The 13,021-nt window shown below is 62.3% G+C and carries 19 protein-coding genes; 6 read left to right on the top strand and 13 right to left on the bottom strand.

The window, feature by feature from the left end; translation table 11 throughout:
* Positions 1–62 precede the first annotated feature (62 nt).
* The gene (locus LDZ26_RS18610) at positions 63–605 is read right to left on the bottom strand and encodes a phosphonate degradation HD-domain oxygenase (RefSeq protein WP_244849612.1); all 543 of its coding nucleotides are present in this window, start codon (positions 603–605) and stop codon (positions 63–65) included.
* A 156-nt stretch (positions 606–761) separates the two neighbouring features.
* Here LDZ26_RS18610 and LDZ26_RS18605 point away from each other — a divergent pair, with 156 nt between their 5' ends.
* Both LDZ26_RS18605 and LDZ26_RS18600 read left to right on the top strand, forming a co-directional pair.
* Positions 762–1,025, top strand: coding sequence for a hypothetical protein (locus LDZ26_RS18605; RefSeq protein WP_244849611.1), 264 nt, complete (start codon positions 762–764; stop codon positions 1,023–1,025).
* Positions 1,026–1,092: 67 nt separating this feature from the next.
* Positions 1,093–1,647 (top strand): J domain-containing protein, encoded by a 555-nt coding sequence (locus LDZ26_RS18600; protein WP_244849610.1) that lies wholly within the window; start codon positions 1,093–1,095, stop codon positions 1,645–1,647.
* On the opposite strand, the gene LDZ26_RS18595 is transcribed toward LDZ26_RS18600, so the two are convergent.
* The 4 genes from LDZ26_RS18595 to LDZ26_RS18580 form a co-directional block, all read right to left on the bottom strand.
* Entirely contained in the window at positions 1,644–1,892 is a 249-nt protein-coding gene (locus LDZ26_RS18595; protein ID WP_206468891.1) for a hypothetical protein, read from the bottom strand. The genes LDZ26_RS18600 and LDZ26_RS18595 overlap by 4 nt on opposite strands.
* Positions 1,893–2,085: 193 nt before the next feature.
* On the bottom strand, positions 2,086–2,457 hold the full coding sequence (locus tag LDZ26_RS18590; RefSeq protein ID WP_175940734.1) for a VOC family protein: 372 nt from the start codon (positions 2,455–2,457) through the stop codon (positions 2,086–2,088).
* A gap of 5 nt (positions 2,458–2,462) precedes the next feature.
* On the bottom strand, positions 2,463–2,771 hold the full coding sequence (locus tag LDZ26_RS18585; protein WP_244849609.1) for a hypothetical protein: 309 nt from the start codon (positions 2,769–2,771) through the stop codon (positions 2,463–2,465).
* A gap of 140 nt (positions 2,772–2,911) precedes the next feature.
* Entirely contained in the window at positions 2,912–3,085 is a 174-nt protein-coding gene (locus LDZ26_RS18580) for a hypothetical protein (RefSeq protein ID WP_244849608.1), read from the bottom strand.
* Positions 3,086–3,326: 241 nt separating this feature from the next.
* Between LDZ26_RS18580 and LDZ26_RS18575 the strand changes: the two genes are divergently transcribed.
* The 4 genes from LDZ26_RS18575 (at position 3,327) to LDZ26_RS18560 (ending at position 6,736) form a co-directional block, all read left to right on the top strand.
* Complete coding sequence (locus LDZ26_RS18575; protein ID WP_244849607.1) at positions 3,327–3,866, top strand: DUF3280 domain-containing protein; 540 nt, start codon at positions 3,327–3,329, stop codon at positions 3,864–3,866.
* 150 nt (positions 3,867–4,016) lie between these two features.
* Positions 4,017–5,081, top strand: coding sequence for a beta-propeller fold lactonase family protein (locus LDZ26_RS18570; protein WP_244849606.1), 1,065 nt, complete (start codon positions 4,017–4,019; stop codon positions 5,079–5,081).
* A gap of 110 nt (positions 5,082–5,191) precedes the next feature.
* Positions 5,192–5,602, top strand: coding sequence for a hypothetical protein (locus tag LDZ26_RS18565; RefSeq protein ID WP_244849605.1), 411 nt, complete (start codon positions 5,192–5,194; stop codon positions 5,600–5,602).
* 81 nt (positions 5,603–5,683) lie between these two features.
* A complete protein-coding gene (locus LDZ26_RS18560) occupies positions 5,684–6,736 on the top strand; it encodes an ATP-binding protein (RefSeq protein WP_244849604.1) in 1,053 nt (350 codons plus the stop codon).
* Here LDZ26_RS18560 and LDZ26_RS18555 read toward each other — a convergent pair.
* The 8 genes from LDZ26_RS18555 to fhcD form a co-directional block, all read right to left on the bottom strand.
* Positions 6,667–7,365 (bottom strand): response regulator transcription factor, encoded by a 699-nt coding sequence (locus LDZ26_RS18555; RefSeq protein ID WP_244849603.1) that lies wholly within the window; start codon positions 7,363–7,365, stop codon positions 6,667–6,669. The two genes, LDZ26_RS18560 and LDZ26_RS18555, sit on opposite strands and share 70 nt — an antisense overlap.
* Positions 7,366–7,369: 4 nt before the next feature.
* A complete protein-coding gene (gene pqqE / locus LDZ26_RS18550; RefSeq protein ID WP_244849602.1) occupies positions 7,370–8,557 on the bottom strand; it encodes a pyrroloquinoline quinone biosynthesis protein PqqE in 1,188 nt (395 codons plus the stop codon).
* Between the two features lie 24 nt (positions 8,558–8,581).
* Positions 8,582–8,890 carry a pyrroloquinoline quinone biosynthesis peptide chaperone PqqD gene (gene pqqD, locus LDZ26_RS18545; RefSeq protein WP_244849601.1) on the bottom strand — a complete coding sequence of 103 codons (309 nt, stop codon included), beginning with the start codon at positions 8,888–8,890 and terminating at the stop codon, positions 8,582–8,584.
* Positions 8,887–9,621, bottom strand: a complete 735-nt coding sequence (gene pqqC, locus LDZ26_RS18540) for a pyrroloquinoline-quinone synthase PqqC (protein ID WP_244850321.1) — start codon at positions 9,619–9,621, stop codon at positions 8,887–8,889. The genes pqqD and pqqC overlap by 4 nt, the downstream gene beginning before the upstream one ends.
* Before the next feature lie 45 nt (positions 9,622–9,666).
* The gene (gene pqqB / locus LDZ26_RS18535; protein ID WP_244849600.1) at positions 9,667–10,587 is read right to left on the bottom strand and encodes a pyrroloquinoline quinone biosynthesis protein PqqB; all 921 of its coding nucleotides are present in this window, start codon (positions 10,585–10,587) and stop codon (positions 9,667–9,669) included.
* 31 nt (positions 10,588–10,618) lie between these two features.
* Positions 10,619–11,188 (bottom strand): cytochrome b, encoded by a 570-nt coding sequence (locus LDZ26_RS18530; protein WP_244849599.1) that lies wholly within the window; start codon positions 11,186–11,188, stop codon positions 10,619–10,621.
* A gap of 62 nt (positions 11,189–11,250) precedes the next feature.
* Entirely contained in the window at positions 11,251–12,072 is an 822-nt protein-coding gene (locus tag LDZ26_RS18525; protein WP_244849598.1) for a formylmethanofuran dehydrogenase subunit C, read from the bottom strand.
* Positions 12,069–13,010: a formylmethanofuran--tetrahydromethanopterin N-formyltransferase gene (fhcD, locus tag LDZ26_RS18520; RefSeq protein WP_370650737.1), complete on the bottom strand. Its 942-nt coding sequence runs from the start codon at positions 13,008–13,010 to the stop codon at positions 12,069–12,071. The genes LDZ26_RS18525 and fhcD overlap by 4 nt, the downstream gene beginning before the upstream one ends.
* Positions 13,011–13,021: the final 11 nt, after the last annotated feature.

The raw sequence follows: 13,021 nt of genomic DNA, 5'->3' as shown, positions 1-13,021 counted from the left end.
CATCGTGTAGTCAGCGTGCATGCACCGCAGTCTGCTCGAAGGGTCGTTGCACCGCTTGCCCGCTACGCAACCCTCGCCGCGATCCCCAAATAGTGCGAAAGCGGCGGCGTGACGCGGCTTGCGTCCTTCGCGGCGTCGTCCCAGCGTCGCAAGGTCATGGCGTCTCGCGCGTAGGGCAGTGCTACGAAAGCGCGCGCTTCATCGGCATCGAAGACCCCGCCCTGCAATTGCAGGCTGCGCACCGAATCCGCCGACAGCCGCGCGTGATACGCGGGATCCATCGCGCATAGGCAGCGTTTAGCATCGACATGAAGGCGAATCGGTTCGAGCACTGCATCAGGAAACACGGCCCGCAGAAAGGGAAGCGCGAAGTACTGGTGCAGATCGTCGATACCGCGCTCGGTCGGCGTCTCGCCCTGCACGTTCAGCAGATGCCCGAGGTCATGCAGCAGGGCCGCGACGATCAACTCACGACTCGCACCCGCTTCTTCCGCGAGCCACGCCGTCTGCAGCGCGTGCTGTAACTGCGTGACAGGTTCGCCGCTGTAGGCCATCGAACCGTGCGTATCGAAGAGATGCCGGATATCGTCGATAGAAAGCGCCATCGTGAGTGAGTCGCCTCGGCGTATGCTAGATGGAACGAAGCCCGCCATTATCAACGCGCCATATGACGCGTTCATGGCGCAGCGAGTCACGTCATGCCGTTTCTCTTTCATCGACGCCCGGAACTTGCAGGTCTAACCCGTCGCGCGCGAAGCGACGTGCGACGCCTGGCGTGGCACTTCGCGCAGCGTCACTGGACGCTGCATGCGCCGGCCTTTGCGTGGATCGTCTTCGTCGCGCTGCATACGCGATTCGGCCTCGTGCCCGACCCGCGCGCGTATGTGTTCGTGACGCTCGGGCTGTTCGCGGCGGCGGTCGTCGTCATCCGGCTGCATATCGCGCATTATCTGCGTGCGGCGCGCGCCATCTACGATGCCTTGGGTCCGGCAAGCATCGACTCCATCGTCCGCACGCGCCGATAGCCGAGCCGCGGAAAGTCCCCATTTTTCGCGTGTTACGATGCCTCGCGTCCTTTCTCAACGATCGCACATGGCAACGTTATACGAAACGCTAGGCGTCGACGAACACGCCACGGAAGACGAGATCAAGCGCGCCTATCGCAAGGCCGCGATGCGCTGCCACCCGGATCGCAACGCCGGTCAGGAAGAGGCGGCACGGGCTCGTTTCCAGGAAGTGAAGGAAGCGTACGCGATTCTGTCCGACCCCGCGCAACGCGAGGTGTACGACCGAACCTTCGCCGAAGAAATCGAACGCTGGGAAGCGCGCATGCGCGAAGAGGAAGCGGAGCGTGAGGCACTTTACGCAAAGCGCGTATCGCTTGCCATGCGCTTTGCATCGCAGGGTCATAACCGCGACGTCGTGTTCGGCGTATTGCTCGGGCAGGACTGCGATGAACCCACCGCGCGTCGTATTGCGGAAAGCGTCGTCGCGCTGCATGAGTCGCGTCAGGAACCCGCGACGAGCGAAGCGAAAGAAGAGCAGTCCGCAGAGCCTGAACCCGAGAAACCCAAAGCCGACGAGCCGCATGCAGCGAACCCGCTCGGAGCGATGTGGTTTCAGTTCTTCAACAATCTGCGCCTCTAGGCCGCGAGTCGTTCAGTGCGCATGTTTTCTTTGCGCGGCGCGGCGGGATAGACGCACCATTGCCCGTCGTCGTGACGGAAGAAGAACAGCGCCTTCGACGCAGTGCCTTGCATCGTTTCCACGCACACGAAACGCCGATGATCGGCGCGCGTGCGGCTGAACTGCTTGACATGGACCGGCACGCTTGCCGGCGCGAGCCATTTCTCGACCAGAAAACGAAGCGATCGTTCGTTCGCGCATTTCATCTTAAGTCTCCTGCATGCGGCGTTCATGGCTGTATATCGGCCGAAGGCATTCGACGCTTGAGCGGTCCCATGAAAAGACGCCTGCCGCAACGCACCACACTCATGACAAAGCACTTGAACTGTACGCCTGAATTGGCCGTGTACGCGCGATTTGGCGTAATAGCAACAGGAGCGCGCGGTGACGCTCGACAGCTCAAAGCGGGCGCGCGAAGCTGAGTTCGTGGCCGTCGGGATCGGTGAGATGAAAGTAGCGCTCGTTCCACGGCGCGTCGCGCGGTGCGAACTGAGGCTCGATACCGAGCGCCTTCACTTTGCGATAGAAGGCATCGACATCCGATACATAGAAGATGATGCGGCCCCACCACGAAATGGGGCCGTGCGTTTCGCTCGTGATGTTGAGGTAAGAGTCGCCGAGCGCGAACGATGTGAACGCCTCGTTCGCACCGCCGTGCACGATGCGAAAGCCCAGCGCCTGATAAAAGCCGACGGCGCGCGCCATGTCGTGCGTGGCGAGCGTGACGGCGCTGAGACTGACGATGCGAGCATCGTCGATGGGTGTCGTCATGTAGCTCAGGAATGATGGTGATGCGAGACGATGGACAGCACGGACAGGTCGGGATGCGTGCCATCCACGATGCTCTTGCCGATATGCCGCGCATCGTCTAAAGCGTCTGCGGCGGTCTTGTATGCGTCGTCGCCATCGGAGTGGAAGTGAACCGCTTCTCCGGGCACGTCTGCATTCGCGCCATGCAGGCACACATGGCCGATGAAGACGTACCGTTGCGCCGGTTCTGACCCGGCCTTGAGTTGCGGAAGCACGTGGATATCGAAGCCTTCGTATTCGAAGACATGCCATTGAGTAGAGAGGTCGACGGTCATGATCGTCTCCTGTTTCGCCATGCCGGCAATATGACCTTACTCCTCTTGACGCGAGTAATCCATTGGCGAATGCATCGATGAAGCAGTGGCGGCCCGCGTGCACGCACTCGCGCCGCCGCTATAGTCGATCGACATCGATCTCAAACGATATTCATCTGCCAGTCGTCGATGGCCGCGGTCGAACGGCCGTCGACAGTCGCGAGAACGGACCGTCCTCCGGCGATCTGCTGCATCTGTTGCCGCGAAAGGACCGCTTCGTTGCGGCGCGTGGTGGTGTCGAGCGTGAGGTCGGTAATGACGAGAGCGGGCTTCATAGCGTCTCTCCTCAGCGTGGCGTGGGTGAATCGAATATGCGGCGAGCACATCGAGTGCTCGCGCGAAATTCTGCAAAGCCTATGCCAATGCGACGCTCATCTTCGCGTCGGCACGCGGGCTATGGCCCACGATGCTCGAAGGCCGCGCTCACCCGATGCAAGGCGTACCGGAATGTTGGACAGAAGCCGACAGACCGGCGCATGCTGTTGGCTCTTGCATCACCATGCAACGTTCGAGACCATGACCATCACATCCGTCGTCCGTATGCTGGCGTTACTCGTTCTATGTGGTCTGCCGTTGAGTGGACAGGCGCAGGCGCAACGCACGCAACAATCCATCGCGCTGCTGGATTGCACATTGATCGACGACAACGCCGCCTATAACGATGCGGACACCAATCGCATACAGACCGAGCGGCTCGCGATGGTCAGCAACGCACTGCGCGAGCAACTGCGAGAGAAGACGCCCTTACACGTGACGGACAACGCGCAGGCGAGCGATCTCATTGCAACGCTTCAACGCGCTCAGGACATGAGCGCCTGCAATGGCTGCGAGCTTCGCGTTGCGCGCGAACTCGGTGTATCGCGCGTCGGCGTGTGCTGGGTGCAGAAGATCAGCAACCTCATCCTCAATATCAATCTGCGCGTGGAGGACGTCGATAGTGGCGCCACGCTCTTCCAGCGTTCGGTCGATATGCGCGGCAATACGGACGAGTCGTGGCAGCGCGGCGCGAAGGCGCTCGTCGACCTGCTGACGACCGAAGCGTCTGTCATGCGTTAGGCATGCGGTCACATGCGCCCTCCGTATTTCGGGAATTTCTCCCGACATGCAGCGTTGCCTGCACGCGGGATCCTGCGCTAAGTTGGCTCTAGGGCCGGCGTTTAATACGCCCTTAAAAACGATACGAAGAACGTTCAGCCGGAGACGATCATGCAAGTGAGTTGCGACCCGACGCGCCTTTCACTCGCGTCGCTAATAACATTCGCGCTGCTGGTTTGCGCGAGTCACGCATACGCGGCCGCGCCGCTCGCCTATGTAACGAGCGAAAGCAGCGGCGTGGGCGTGATCGATCTCGACGGCCTGTCGCTTACGAAGACCATCGACGTCGGCAAGGACGGTCCGCGTGGCCTGAGCCTCAACAGCGACGGCACGCGCCTTTACGTCGCCAACAAGTCGACGGGCGATCTGTCCGAGATCGATACGGCGTCCGGCAACGTGCTTCGCCGCGCGAAGATCGGCAAGAATCCGGAGTTCGTGCGCGTACACGGGGGCGAGGCGTATGTCACGTATGAGCCGGGAGAATCCGGCGCGCCGGGGAAACCCGGAGAGCCGCAGAAAGATGACGACGATGCGCATTCGCCGCCCGCGGAAATCGCCATTGTCGACTTGAAGACGATGAAGGTCGGGCGTTCGGTCAAGAGCGGCCATGAGACGGAAGGCGTCGAATTCTCACGCGACGGCAAGCTCATACTCGTCACGAACGAGGGCGACGATACGGTATCGGTCTATCGCGCCGGCACCGGCCAACTCGTGCGCACGGTCAGTCTGCCCAAGGGATCGCGCCCGCGCGGCATCAAGGCATCGCCTGATGGCAAGGCTTATGTCGTCACGCTGGAGAACGCGAACAAGTTCATGGTGCTCGCGGGTAACGACCTCAAGCCGGCGAAGACCGTCGATACGAAAGCCGGACCCTATGGCGTGTCGTTCGATCCATCGGGCAAGCGTCTCTTCGTGGCCGCATCTCGCGACAAGACGCTGCAAGTCTTCGATGCTTCCACATACGCACACTTGAGCGACGCGCCGATCGGGCAGCGTTGCTGGCACTTCAGCTTCACGCCCGACGGCTCGAAGGTGCTGCTCGCATGCGGCCGTTCGAACGCGGTCTATGTGCTCGATGCTTCGAACTACGCGACCGTCAAGCAGATAAACGATGTACCGCTTGCATGGGGCATCGTGACCTATCCGCCGAGTGCGGGCTCCATCACCGGACGTTGATTTCGAGCGCACGGCCGTTTCGGTTTGTGCCGCGCATCATTGCGCATTCCACGTCGCGCCTCGCGGCGGCCGACTGCTAGTATCAGTTAGGCTCGCCGGCGAGGACAATCATGCATACATTAGCCGAGGCGTTTGACACCATCAGCGATACACCCATGCGCAAGCGCGTGCTCATCGCGTCTCAGGGTGCCACGGGCAATTGCCGCTGGCTGCCTGCCTCCATAGACAAACACGGCGAGTTGCGCTTCGACGTGTGCGAAGACGAAGGCGTCGAGATCGACGACGAAGCCGCCGATGCAGTGCGTCTCTTCGATGCCGGCTCGCTCTCTTCCTGCGCATTGGTCGTGCATCTCGGCGCGCTCGGCGTCGGCGCGCTGGTCATGGGACCGGAATCGCCGAGCGACGCCATGCGCATGCTCGAACAATTGAAAGCGCATGCGCTGAGCCGTTTCGTGGAGAACTATCTGGCGGAACTGCGGCAGCGGCGGCCGGCCAAGGTGTATCCCTTCAAGCCGCGTTGATCAGGGAGATTCTCCCGTTCATCGAAAGAAGCGCTCAAACGTGCGATGCCTACTGCGCCGCCTGTCGCAGGCGTGCGTAGAATGTTTCGCGTGAAGCCATCCGAGTCCTTCTCCTCGCCTGCGAAAGAGCCTTCCACTCGTACGCCGCGCTCGACGGTCGTGCGCGATCTCGCCTGCGTGCTCGCCGTGACCTTCATTGCGGGCGCCCTGTTCGCGACGTTCGACTTCAGCGAGTTCACATATCGCTGGACGCGCAGCGCGGAGCGTTTCCAGCTCGACGAGATGCCGGCGACGCTTGTCGTGCTGGCGCTCGGCCTGGCGTGGTTCGCATGGCGCCGTTATAGGGAAGCACAACGCGAAGCGCGGCGGCGTCAGACGCTGGAAGAAGAAGCCGAGCAACTGCTTGCGCAGAATCGCCGCCTCGCCAATCAGGCCATGTCCGCGCAGGAGAACGAGCGTCGTCATCTTGCGCGCGAATTGCATGACGAACTCGGTCAATACCTGAACGCCATGTCGCTCGATGCAGCGCGCATTCGCGACCTTTCCGCCGGACGGGAAGCGGAGATTCATCGGCTCTCTCTCGCGTTGATGCAAAGCGCGACGCATGTGTATCGCGAGATAGGCGGAATGATACGCAAGCTACGACCCATCGGGCTCGATGAATTCGGCTTGCCGACCGCGCTCGAACATTGCATCGAAGGATGGCGCGAACGCTTGCCGCAGGCGGTGTTTTCGCTGACGGTGGAAGGCGACTTCGATCACTTGAGCGATGCGCTCATTATCACGCTGTATCGGCTGGTGCAGGAAGGGCTCACGAACATATCGAAGTTCGCGCGCCATTCGCGTGTCGAGATCTATCTCGTGCGCACGCCGCAAAATGCGAACTCAGGCGCGGACGAAATCGTCGTCACCATGGCCGATGACGGTCCCGGCATCGACCTCACGATACCTCGCAAGGGCCTGGGACTGGTCGGCATGCGCGAGCGCGTCGAGGCGCTCGGCGGCGAGTTTCACATTGCAAGCAGCCCGGGCAAAGGTTTCCTCTTCTGCGCCCGCGTGCCCGCTCACGCAGGAGTGCCGTTGCCGAGCGAGCCGAACGGCGCATCGGCTGCGCCGGTGAAATCGGAAAAATGAAGACCGAGGCGGCTCGCGATTTGCGCAAGCTGCACGCCATTGTCCGCGCCGAACTTCTGGCGTATGACCGACTGGTGATTCGCCACCGTCTTCTGGCTCAGACCCAACTTCTCCGCGATGCTCGGCAACGTATAGCCCTGAACCAGCAAACGCAGGACTTCGAATTCACGGGCCGATAACTGCCGTCCCGGCGGGCCTTCACGAATCGTTTCGCGCAAGGCGAGCGCCTGCGATATGTCGGGACTCAGATAGCCGATGCGGCGCGCCACGGAGCGCACGGCTTCAACGAGCACGTCCGGCGCGCTCGCTTTCGTCACATAGCCGCGCGCCCCGGCATCGAGTGCGCGGCGTACGAAGATCGCTTCTTCGTGCACGCTGAAAATAAGCACGCGCGCTTGCGGCTCGCGTGCGAGCATGCGCCGCATCGCCTCTATGCCGCTTGCACCCGGCAATGCAAGATCCATCACGACGACATCCGGCTGCAACGCGCAGAACTTCTGATAAGCCTGCGCCGCGTCCGCTGCTTCGCCCGCGACGCTCACGTCGGGGCTCAGTTCGAGCAGACGCTTGTAGCCCTCGCGCACGACAGCGTGATCGTCCACCAGCAGCACGGAGATGTCGGCGGTCATGTGACTATCCTTCGGTGTCCGAATCAAGTGGACGATGTGCCGCCGCCATGCGCCGCGAGTTAGCGTCGTTGCGAAAGACGATGGGCTGTTCCGCGGGTTCCTGCCTCACCGATGCCGCGCGCACCACTTCGATGACCCGTTCATGATGCGGGGACTTGTCGCATACCGGGTCCGCGTTCGCCGGATCTTGCGTGAGCAGATACGCCTGACAGCGGCAGCCGCCGAGGTCGATGGCTTTCTCGTCGCAACTGCGGCACGGCTCCTTCATCCAGCCGAAGCCGCGAAAGCGGTTGAAAGCATCGCTCTCATACCAGATGTCTTTGAGCGGCGTCTGCGTCACGTTGGGGAAGGTGAGGCCTGGCAAAGAGCGCGCCGTATGACACGGCAACGCGGCCCCATCCGGCGCGATGCCGAGAAACACGGAGCCCCATCCGTTCATGCAACGCTTCGGCCGACGCTCGTAGTAATCGGGCACGACGAAGAATATCTTGCACTTGTCGCCTATCTCGCGCCGGTAACGCTCGACCACCGCTTCGGCTTCCTGCAACTGCTCGGCGGTCGGCATGAGTTGCGCGCGGTTCGCGTGCGCCCAGCCGTAGTACTGCGTGTTCGCGAGTTCGAGATACTCGGCGTCCATCGCGAGCGCCATGTCGATGATGCGGCCGATATGCGGCAGGTTATAGCGGTGCAAGACGCAATTGAGCACCATCGGGAAGCCGTGGGCCTTGATGAGATTGGCCACGCGCTTCTTCAACTCGAAGGTCTTCGTGCTGGAGAGAAAGTCGTTCAGCTCCTGCGTCGAGTCCTGAAACGAGAGTTGAATATGATCGAGTCCCGCGTCCTTCAGAGCAGTCAGACGCTTGTCCGTGAGACCGATGCCTGACGTGATGAGATTGGTATAGAAGCCGAGTTTGCGTGCCTCTGCGACGAGCGTTTCCAGATCGTCGCGAAGAAGCGGCTCGCCGCCTGAAAAGCCGAGTTGCGCCGCGCCGAGCGCGCGCGCCTGCCGCAATGTGTCGAGCCATTGCTCGGTGTTCAACTCTTGCGTATGTTCCGCATAATTGACGGGGTTGTAGCAGAACACGCAATGCAGCGGACAGCGGTACGTCAGCTCGGCGAGCAGCCAGAGCGGCGGCGGTATGGCCGCGCCTTCGTGCTCGGGCTTCGCAACGGGTTCGGAAAGATCGGTCATGCTCGTGCCTCTGCTTGTGCCTCGTTACTCCAGCCAGCCGCGCGAACGTGCGCCGGCGATGAACGCCCGCACGTCGTCGCCGAGGCCGCTTGCGTTGAACGCCTGTTCCAGATCCGCGACGAGCGCGGGAATGTCGCGCGTGCCGTCACAGCGCAAAAGAATCTGCGCGGCGCTTTGGTTGAGCTTCACCATGCCTTCGGGATAAAGCAGGACGTGCGCATCCTGCGCGGGCTCCCATTGCAGGCGAAAGAGACGCTTGAGCTTCGGATGCAGTGAGTCATCCGGTGCTTCGACGGCTTCCTGGACACGCTGCGTCGGGTTCGTATCGCTCATGACGGAAAGGCCTTTTCGATGGAATCCAGCATGGTCCAGAGAATATCCAGCTTGAATTGCAGAATGTCGAGCGCGCGTTGTTGTTGCTCGCGTGTCGTGAAGTGAGCCAGCGTCACTTCGAGACCGTGTTCGACATCGCGCTGCGCGAGCGACACACGCGAGCGAAAATAAGCGAGACCATCGGCTTCGATCCACTTGTAATGCTCGGGCCATGTCGCCAGGCGATCCTTGTGAATCTGCGGCGCGAACATCTCCGTCAATGACGAGCACACCGATTCCTGCCACGGGGCGCGCCGCGCGAAATTCACGTAGGCGTCGACGGCGAAGCGCACGCCGGGCGTGACGAGCCGAAGCGACCACAGATCGTCGCGCGATAGACCCACTGCATCGCCCAGGCGCGCCCACGCTTCGATGCCGCCCGGCTGATTTTCATAGCCATCGTGATCGAGAATGCGCAGCACCCAGCGGCGGCGCGTCTCGCGGTCCGGGCAGTTGGACATGACCGCCGCGTCCTTCAGCGGAATGTTGATCTGATAGTAGAAGCGGTTAGCGACCCAGCCGCGAATCTGCTCGGGCGAGCATCCACCGCTATTCATCTTCACATTGAACGGATGATGGATGTGGTACGCCGTGCCTTTCGCGCGCAGTTGTTCTTCGAACTGTTCGCGCGTCCACGCTGGCTCCGCGGTCTCCACTGCGGTGAAGTGCGGGCCGGTCGTGGGGTTGAGCATCGGCGTGAACGGGTGGTCAGACATTCATCGTTCTCCAGGGATTCTTCATAGCTCGAAGCTCATGCCGTCGTGCGCCACTTCGATGCCATGCTCCGACAGCATGCGGCGTTCAGGACCATCTTCGATGAGAATCGGGTTCGTGTTGTTGATATGGATTAGCACTTTGCGCATTTCCGCGCGCGCGATTGAATCGAGCACTTCGATCATGCCGCCTGCGCCGCTCTGAGCGAGATGACCCATGTCGGCGCCGGTCTTCTTCGTCAGGCCCAGACGAATCATTTCGTCGTCGGTCCATACCGTGCCATCGATCAGCAAGACGTCGGCCCCGCGCATCGCCTCGAGCACATGCGGTTCGATCGCGCCGAGCCCCGGCGCATAGAACGCTCGCTTGCCCGTTGCGCTGTTCGTGAACACGAGGCCGATGTTGTCGCCCACTTCGGGCGCTTCGCGGTGCGGCGAGTAAGGCGGCGCCTTGCTCGAAAGCGGTAGCGCTTCGATCTGCACGCGCGGCAGTTCCGGCACGCTCAACGCGGCGCCGTCGAGCGCAATGCGCCGATGTTCGACGCCGCAGTAATGCGAGAGAATCGACGTGACCGGAAAGCCGGTCGAAAGGTCTTGCCACACGGCGTCGGTGGCATAGAGCGGCAACGGCGTGCCGCGTTCGCGCAGCATCAGAAGACCGGTGACATGATCGATCTGCGCGTCCATCACGATGACCGCCGCGATGCCCGTATCGCGCACGCGGCGCGCGGGCTGCAGCTCGGGATTTGCCGCGATCTGCGCGAGTATGTCCGGCGAAGCATTGACGAGCAGCCAGTCCTCGCCGTTATCGCTGACGGCAATGGAAGACTGCGTGCGCGCCCGCGCCGCTATCGTGCCGCGACGCACGCCGTCGCAATTGCGGCAGTTGCAGTTCCATTGCGGGAATCCGCCGCCTGCCGACGAGCCCAGCACACGAATCTTCATAAGCCAGCCTCGCTGACCTGCATCACGGCGCTCATGGCCACATTCTCCTTAAGAGTCCGTCCTTGTCGATCAATTGATGTTTCATCGCGCCCAGAAAATGCAGCACGATCAGCGCGGCCATGATCCACGCCAGATATACATGGATGCCGAAGAACAGTTCCCGCATGCCCTTGTCGTCCCATCCCCATTGCGGCAACGGCACGCCCCAGAAGCGCGTGCCGTACTTGTTGAACGACGAGCCGAGGTAACCGGTCAGCGGCATCGCGATCATGCCAACGTATAAAAGAGCCTGCGTGGTGCTCGCGGCGGCGCGTTGCCACGCTCCCATCGGCGGCAGAGGCGGCCGGCCATAGGCCAGGCGTACCAGGATGCGGATCAGCACCAGCAGGAAAACCGTCATGCCGAGCGACTTGTGGAAGTTGATGAGCGTCGACTTGAACGGCAGCCCGCGCGGCAGACCGACCATGTAGAAGCCGATGCACAACATCGCGATAATGGCGGCCGCGATGATCCAGTGCAGCGCAACGAGCGGACGCGCGAAGCGATCGTTCGCCGCGACCGCCTTGCCGTGCGCCGCAGCGGAGATTCGTGCAGCGGTCATGGCGCGCCTCCTTCGTCAAAGGGCATTCGTCCGCCGGATATGAGTGCATTGTTCTCGTCTGTTCATGAATTGGCGATCAGCAATTCCCCCCGTCCGTCCACGGCGAGATCGCCTGCATAGCGCGTCGGCATGGTGCTGTCGGCGAGCGTCGCGAATAGCGGCATCTCACGCGTGAGCATCCGGGTCAGCAGCCGCCAGAAGACGTCGAAGCCACGGCCGCCTTCGACGAAAGTCGGTTCGATGCGTCGCGGCGCCTTCAATAGTACGACCGTGCCGCGTCGCATGCCATAACCGAGGTGCGCGCCCGTACCGCCCGCGATGCAAAGCGTCCCCGCCACGAGCCGCGATGCCGCGAAATCGCCCGCATTGCCGCCGATCAGCACGGTGCCGCGCCGCATGCGGTCTGCAAGACGCGCGCCTGCATCGCCGTGGACGATCAAAACGCCGCCGCGCATGCCTTCCATGTCGCCGGGCAGCGCGCCCGCAGCAAAATCGCCGACGCTTCCACGCACCGTCATGCGGCCGCCTTGCATTTCGCATGCGGTGAAGCGGCCCGCATTGCCGTCGATATGCAGCTCGCCGCCGCTCATGCCGATGCCCGCGTAGTCGCCTGCTTCGCCGTGGACGAAGAGCGAACCGGCATCGAGCGACGCCCCGATGCGGTCGAGCCACGCAACATCGCCTTCTATATGGAGTATCGGCGCTTCGCTCTGCGCTCGGGTGATGTCGAAGAGATCGGCTAACGCGCACTGCTCGCCGTGACCTTGCAATATGGATCGCGCGACTTCGCTATCCTCCAAGCGACCGAGTGCGCAAGGAAGTAACTTCGACGCATCGACGCGAAAGCCGGGCGCAGTTTTTACACGTAACGTAATGGCGCTCATGCACGACTCCCCGCGATGCCGGCCGCGAGTTCGTGCAGCTTGAAGTGATACGGCCCGAGCTTGCCGCCGTAATTGCCCGCCGATATACGCAGCATGCCGCCCGCTCGTCCTATTGCAGTCGCGGCCGCGATGCCGGCAGCCATCGCGGCGCGCACATCCGCATCGGTCAGACCGTCGATCACGATTTCGAGCACGCATGCGACCTCGGGCGTGAGCTCGCTTTTCTTCGACAAGCCGACGAGCGTGGGGCAGAAGGCATCGTTCGTGGAGGCGGTCGCGCCCGCGTATTTCGAGCCGATCTTGGAGCCGGAGCGCACCACGCCGCCTGGAAAGGGCGTGATGATGTTCGGCAGCGCGTGCATGGCGGCAACGGCGGCTTCGGCGGCGTGCAATGCGCTGTCGAGATCACGCGCGAGGAACAGCAGGTTGCCGCCGCCCACTGCCTTCACGGTGGCCGTGAATTCCTCGCAGACGAATTCGCCGTCCATCACGGGCACGCGCCAATAGCGCGTCGTGCCGAGCACTTTCGATATCTGGAAGCCGTCGCCGAAGAAGCGCAGGCCCGCGCCGAGCGGTGCGTTGTCGGAGAGCGGCGCGCGGCTCGTTGCCGGATCGATGCCGCCATAGACTGCGGTGGTCGGGCATGTGAGCACGCATTGCCCGACGCGCCGCGCGACTTGCTTTGCCAGTTCTTTCGACGACACAGCGAAGATGAGCACCGAAATGCCCGGCCTGCCATCGGGCGTCTCATCGGCTGCGAGATCGCGTTCGATGCCCGCTTCGCATCCGCAATCGATCACGGATGTCGCAAAGCCCGTCAGCGAATTGGCGGCGTGACGCGCCCATCTCGGCGTATGCGCGGTAATGACGAGGCGCGTCGCCTTCATCGGGAACGCTTCGGCGAACGTGTCGTCGATCTCCGTGTCGTTGATGCGCATGGCGGTCATGG

The organism is Caballeronia sp. SL2Y3 (genome assembly GCF_022879575.1).
Taxonomy (GTDB): Bacteria; Pseudomonadota; Gammaproteobacteria; order Burkholderiales; family Burkholderiaceae; genus Caballeronia.
The sequence above is the reverse complement of the archived record's forward strand: the minus strand, read 5'-3'. Positions and strand labels throughout refer to the sequence as shown.

Excerpts from the sequence above, each read along its gene's own strand:
- LDZ26_RS18610 (WP_244849612.1), bottom strand. The coding sequence starts at position 605 with ATGGCGCTTTCTATCGACGATATCCGGCATCTCTTCGATACGCACGGT.
- LDZ26_RS18600 (WP_244849610.1), top strand. The coding sequence starts at position 1,093 with ATGGCAACGTTATACGAAACGCTAGGCGTCGACGAACACGCCACGGAA.
- LDZ26_RS18595 (WP_206468891.1), bottom strand. The coding sequence starts at position 1,892 with ATGAAATGCGCGAACGAACGATCGCTTCGTTTTCTGGTCGAGAAATGG.
- LDZ26_RS18590 (WP_175940734.1), bottom strand. The coding sequence starts at position 2,457 with ATGACGACACCCATCGACGATGCTCGCATCGTCAGTCTCAGCGCCGTC.
- LDZ26_RS18585 (WP_244849609.1), bottom strand. The coding sequence starts at position 2,771 with ATGACCGTCGACCTCTCTACTCAATGGCATGTCTTCGAATACGAAGGC.
- LDZ26_RS18580 (WP_244849608.1), bottom strand. The coding sequence starts at position 3,085 with ATGAAGCCCGCTCTCGTCATTACCGACCTCACGCTCGACACCACCACG.
- LDZ26_RS18575 (WP_244849607.1), top strand. The coding sequence starts at position 3,327 with ATGACCATCACATCCGTCGTCCGTATGCTGGCGTTACTCGTTCTATGT.
- LDZ26_RS18570 (WP_244849606.1), top strand. The coding sequence starts at position 4,017 with ATGCAAGTGAGTTGCGACCCGACGCGCCTTTCACTCGCGTCGCTAATA.
- LDZ26_RS18565 (WP_244849605.1), top strand. The coding sequence starts at position 5,192 with ATGCATACATTAGCCGAGGCGTTTGACACCATCAGCGATACACCCATG.
- LDZ26_RS18560 (WP_244849604.1), top strand. The coding sequence starts at position 5,684 with ATGTTTCGCGTGAAGCCATCCGAGTCCTTCTCCTCGCCTGCGAAAGAG.
- LDZ26_RS18555 (WP_244849603.1), bottom strand. The coding sequence starts at position 7,365 with ATGACCGCCGACATCTCCGTGCTGCTGGTGGACGATCACGCTGTCGTG.
- pqqE (WP_244849602.1), bottom strand. The coding sequence starts at position 8,557 with ATGACCGATCTTTCCGAACCCGTTGCGAAGCCCGAGCACGAAGGCGCG.
- pqqD (WP_244849601.1), bottom strand. The coding sequence starts at position 8,890 with ATGAGCGATACGAACCCGACGCAGCGTGTCCAGGAAGCCGTCGAAGCA.
- pqqC (WP_244850321.1), bottom strand. The coding sequence starts at position 9,621 with ATGCTCAACCCCACGACCGGCCCGCACTTCACCGCAGTGGAGACCGCG.
- pqqB (WP_244849600.1), bottom strand. The coding sequence starts at position 10,587 with ATGAAGATTCGTGTGCTGGGCTCGTCGGCAGGCGGCGGATTCCCGCAA.
- LDZ26_RS18530 (WP_244849599.1), bottom strand. The coding sequence starts at position 11,188 with ATGACCGCTGCACGAATCTCCGCTGCGGCGCACGGCAAGGCGGTCGCG.
- LDZ26_RS18525 (WP_244849598.1), bottom strand. The coding sequence starts at position 12,072 with ATGAGCGCCATTACGTTACGTGTAAAAACTGCGCCCGGCTTTCGCGTC.
- fhcD (WP_370650737.1), bottom strand. The coding sequence starts at position 13,010 with ATGCGCATCAACGACACGGAGATCGACGACACGTTCGCCGAAGCGTTC.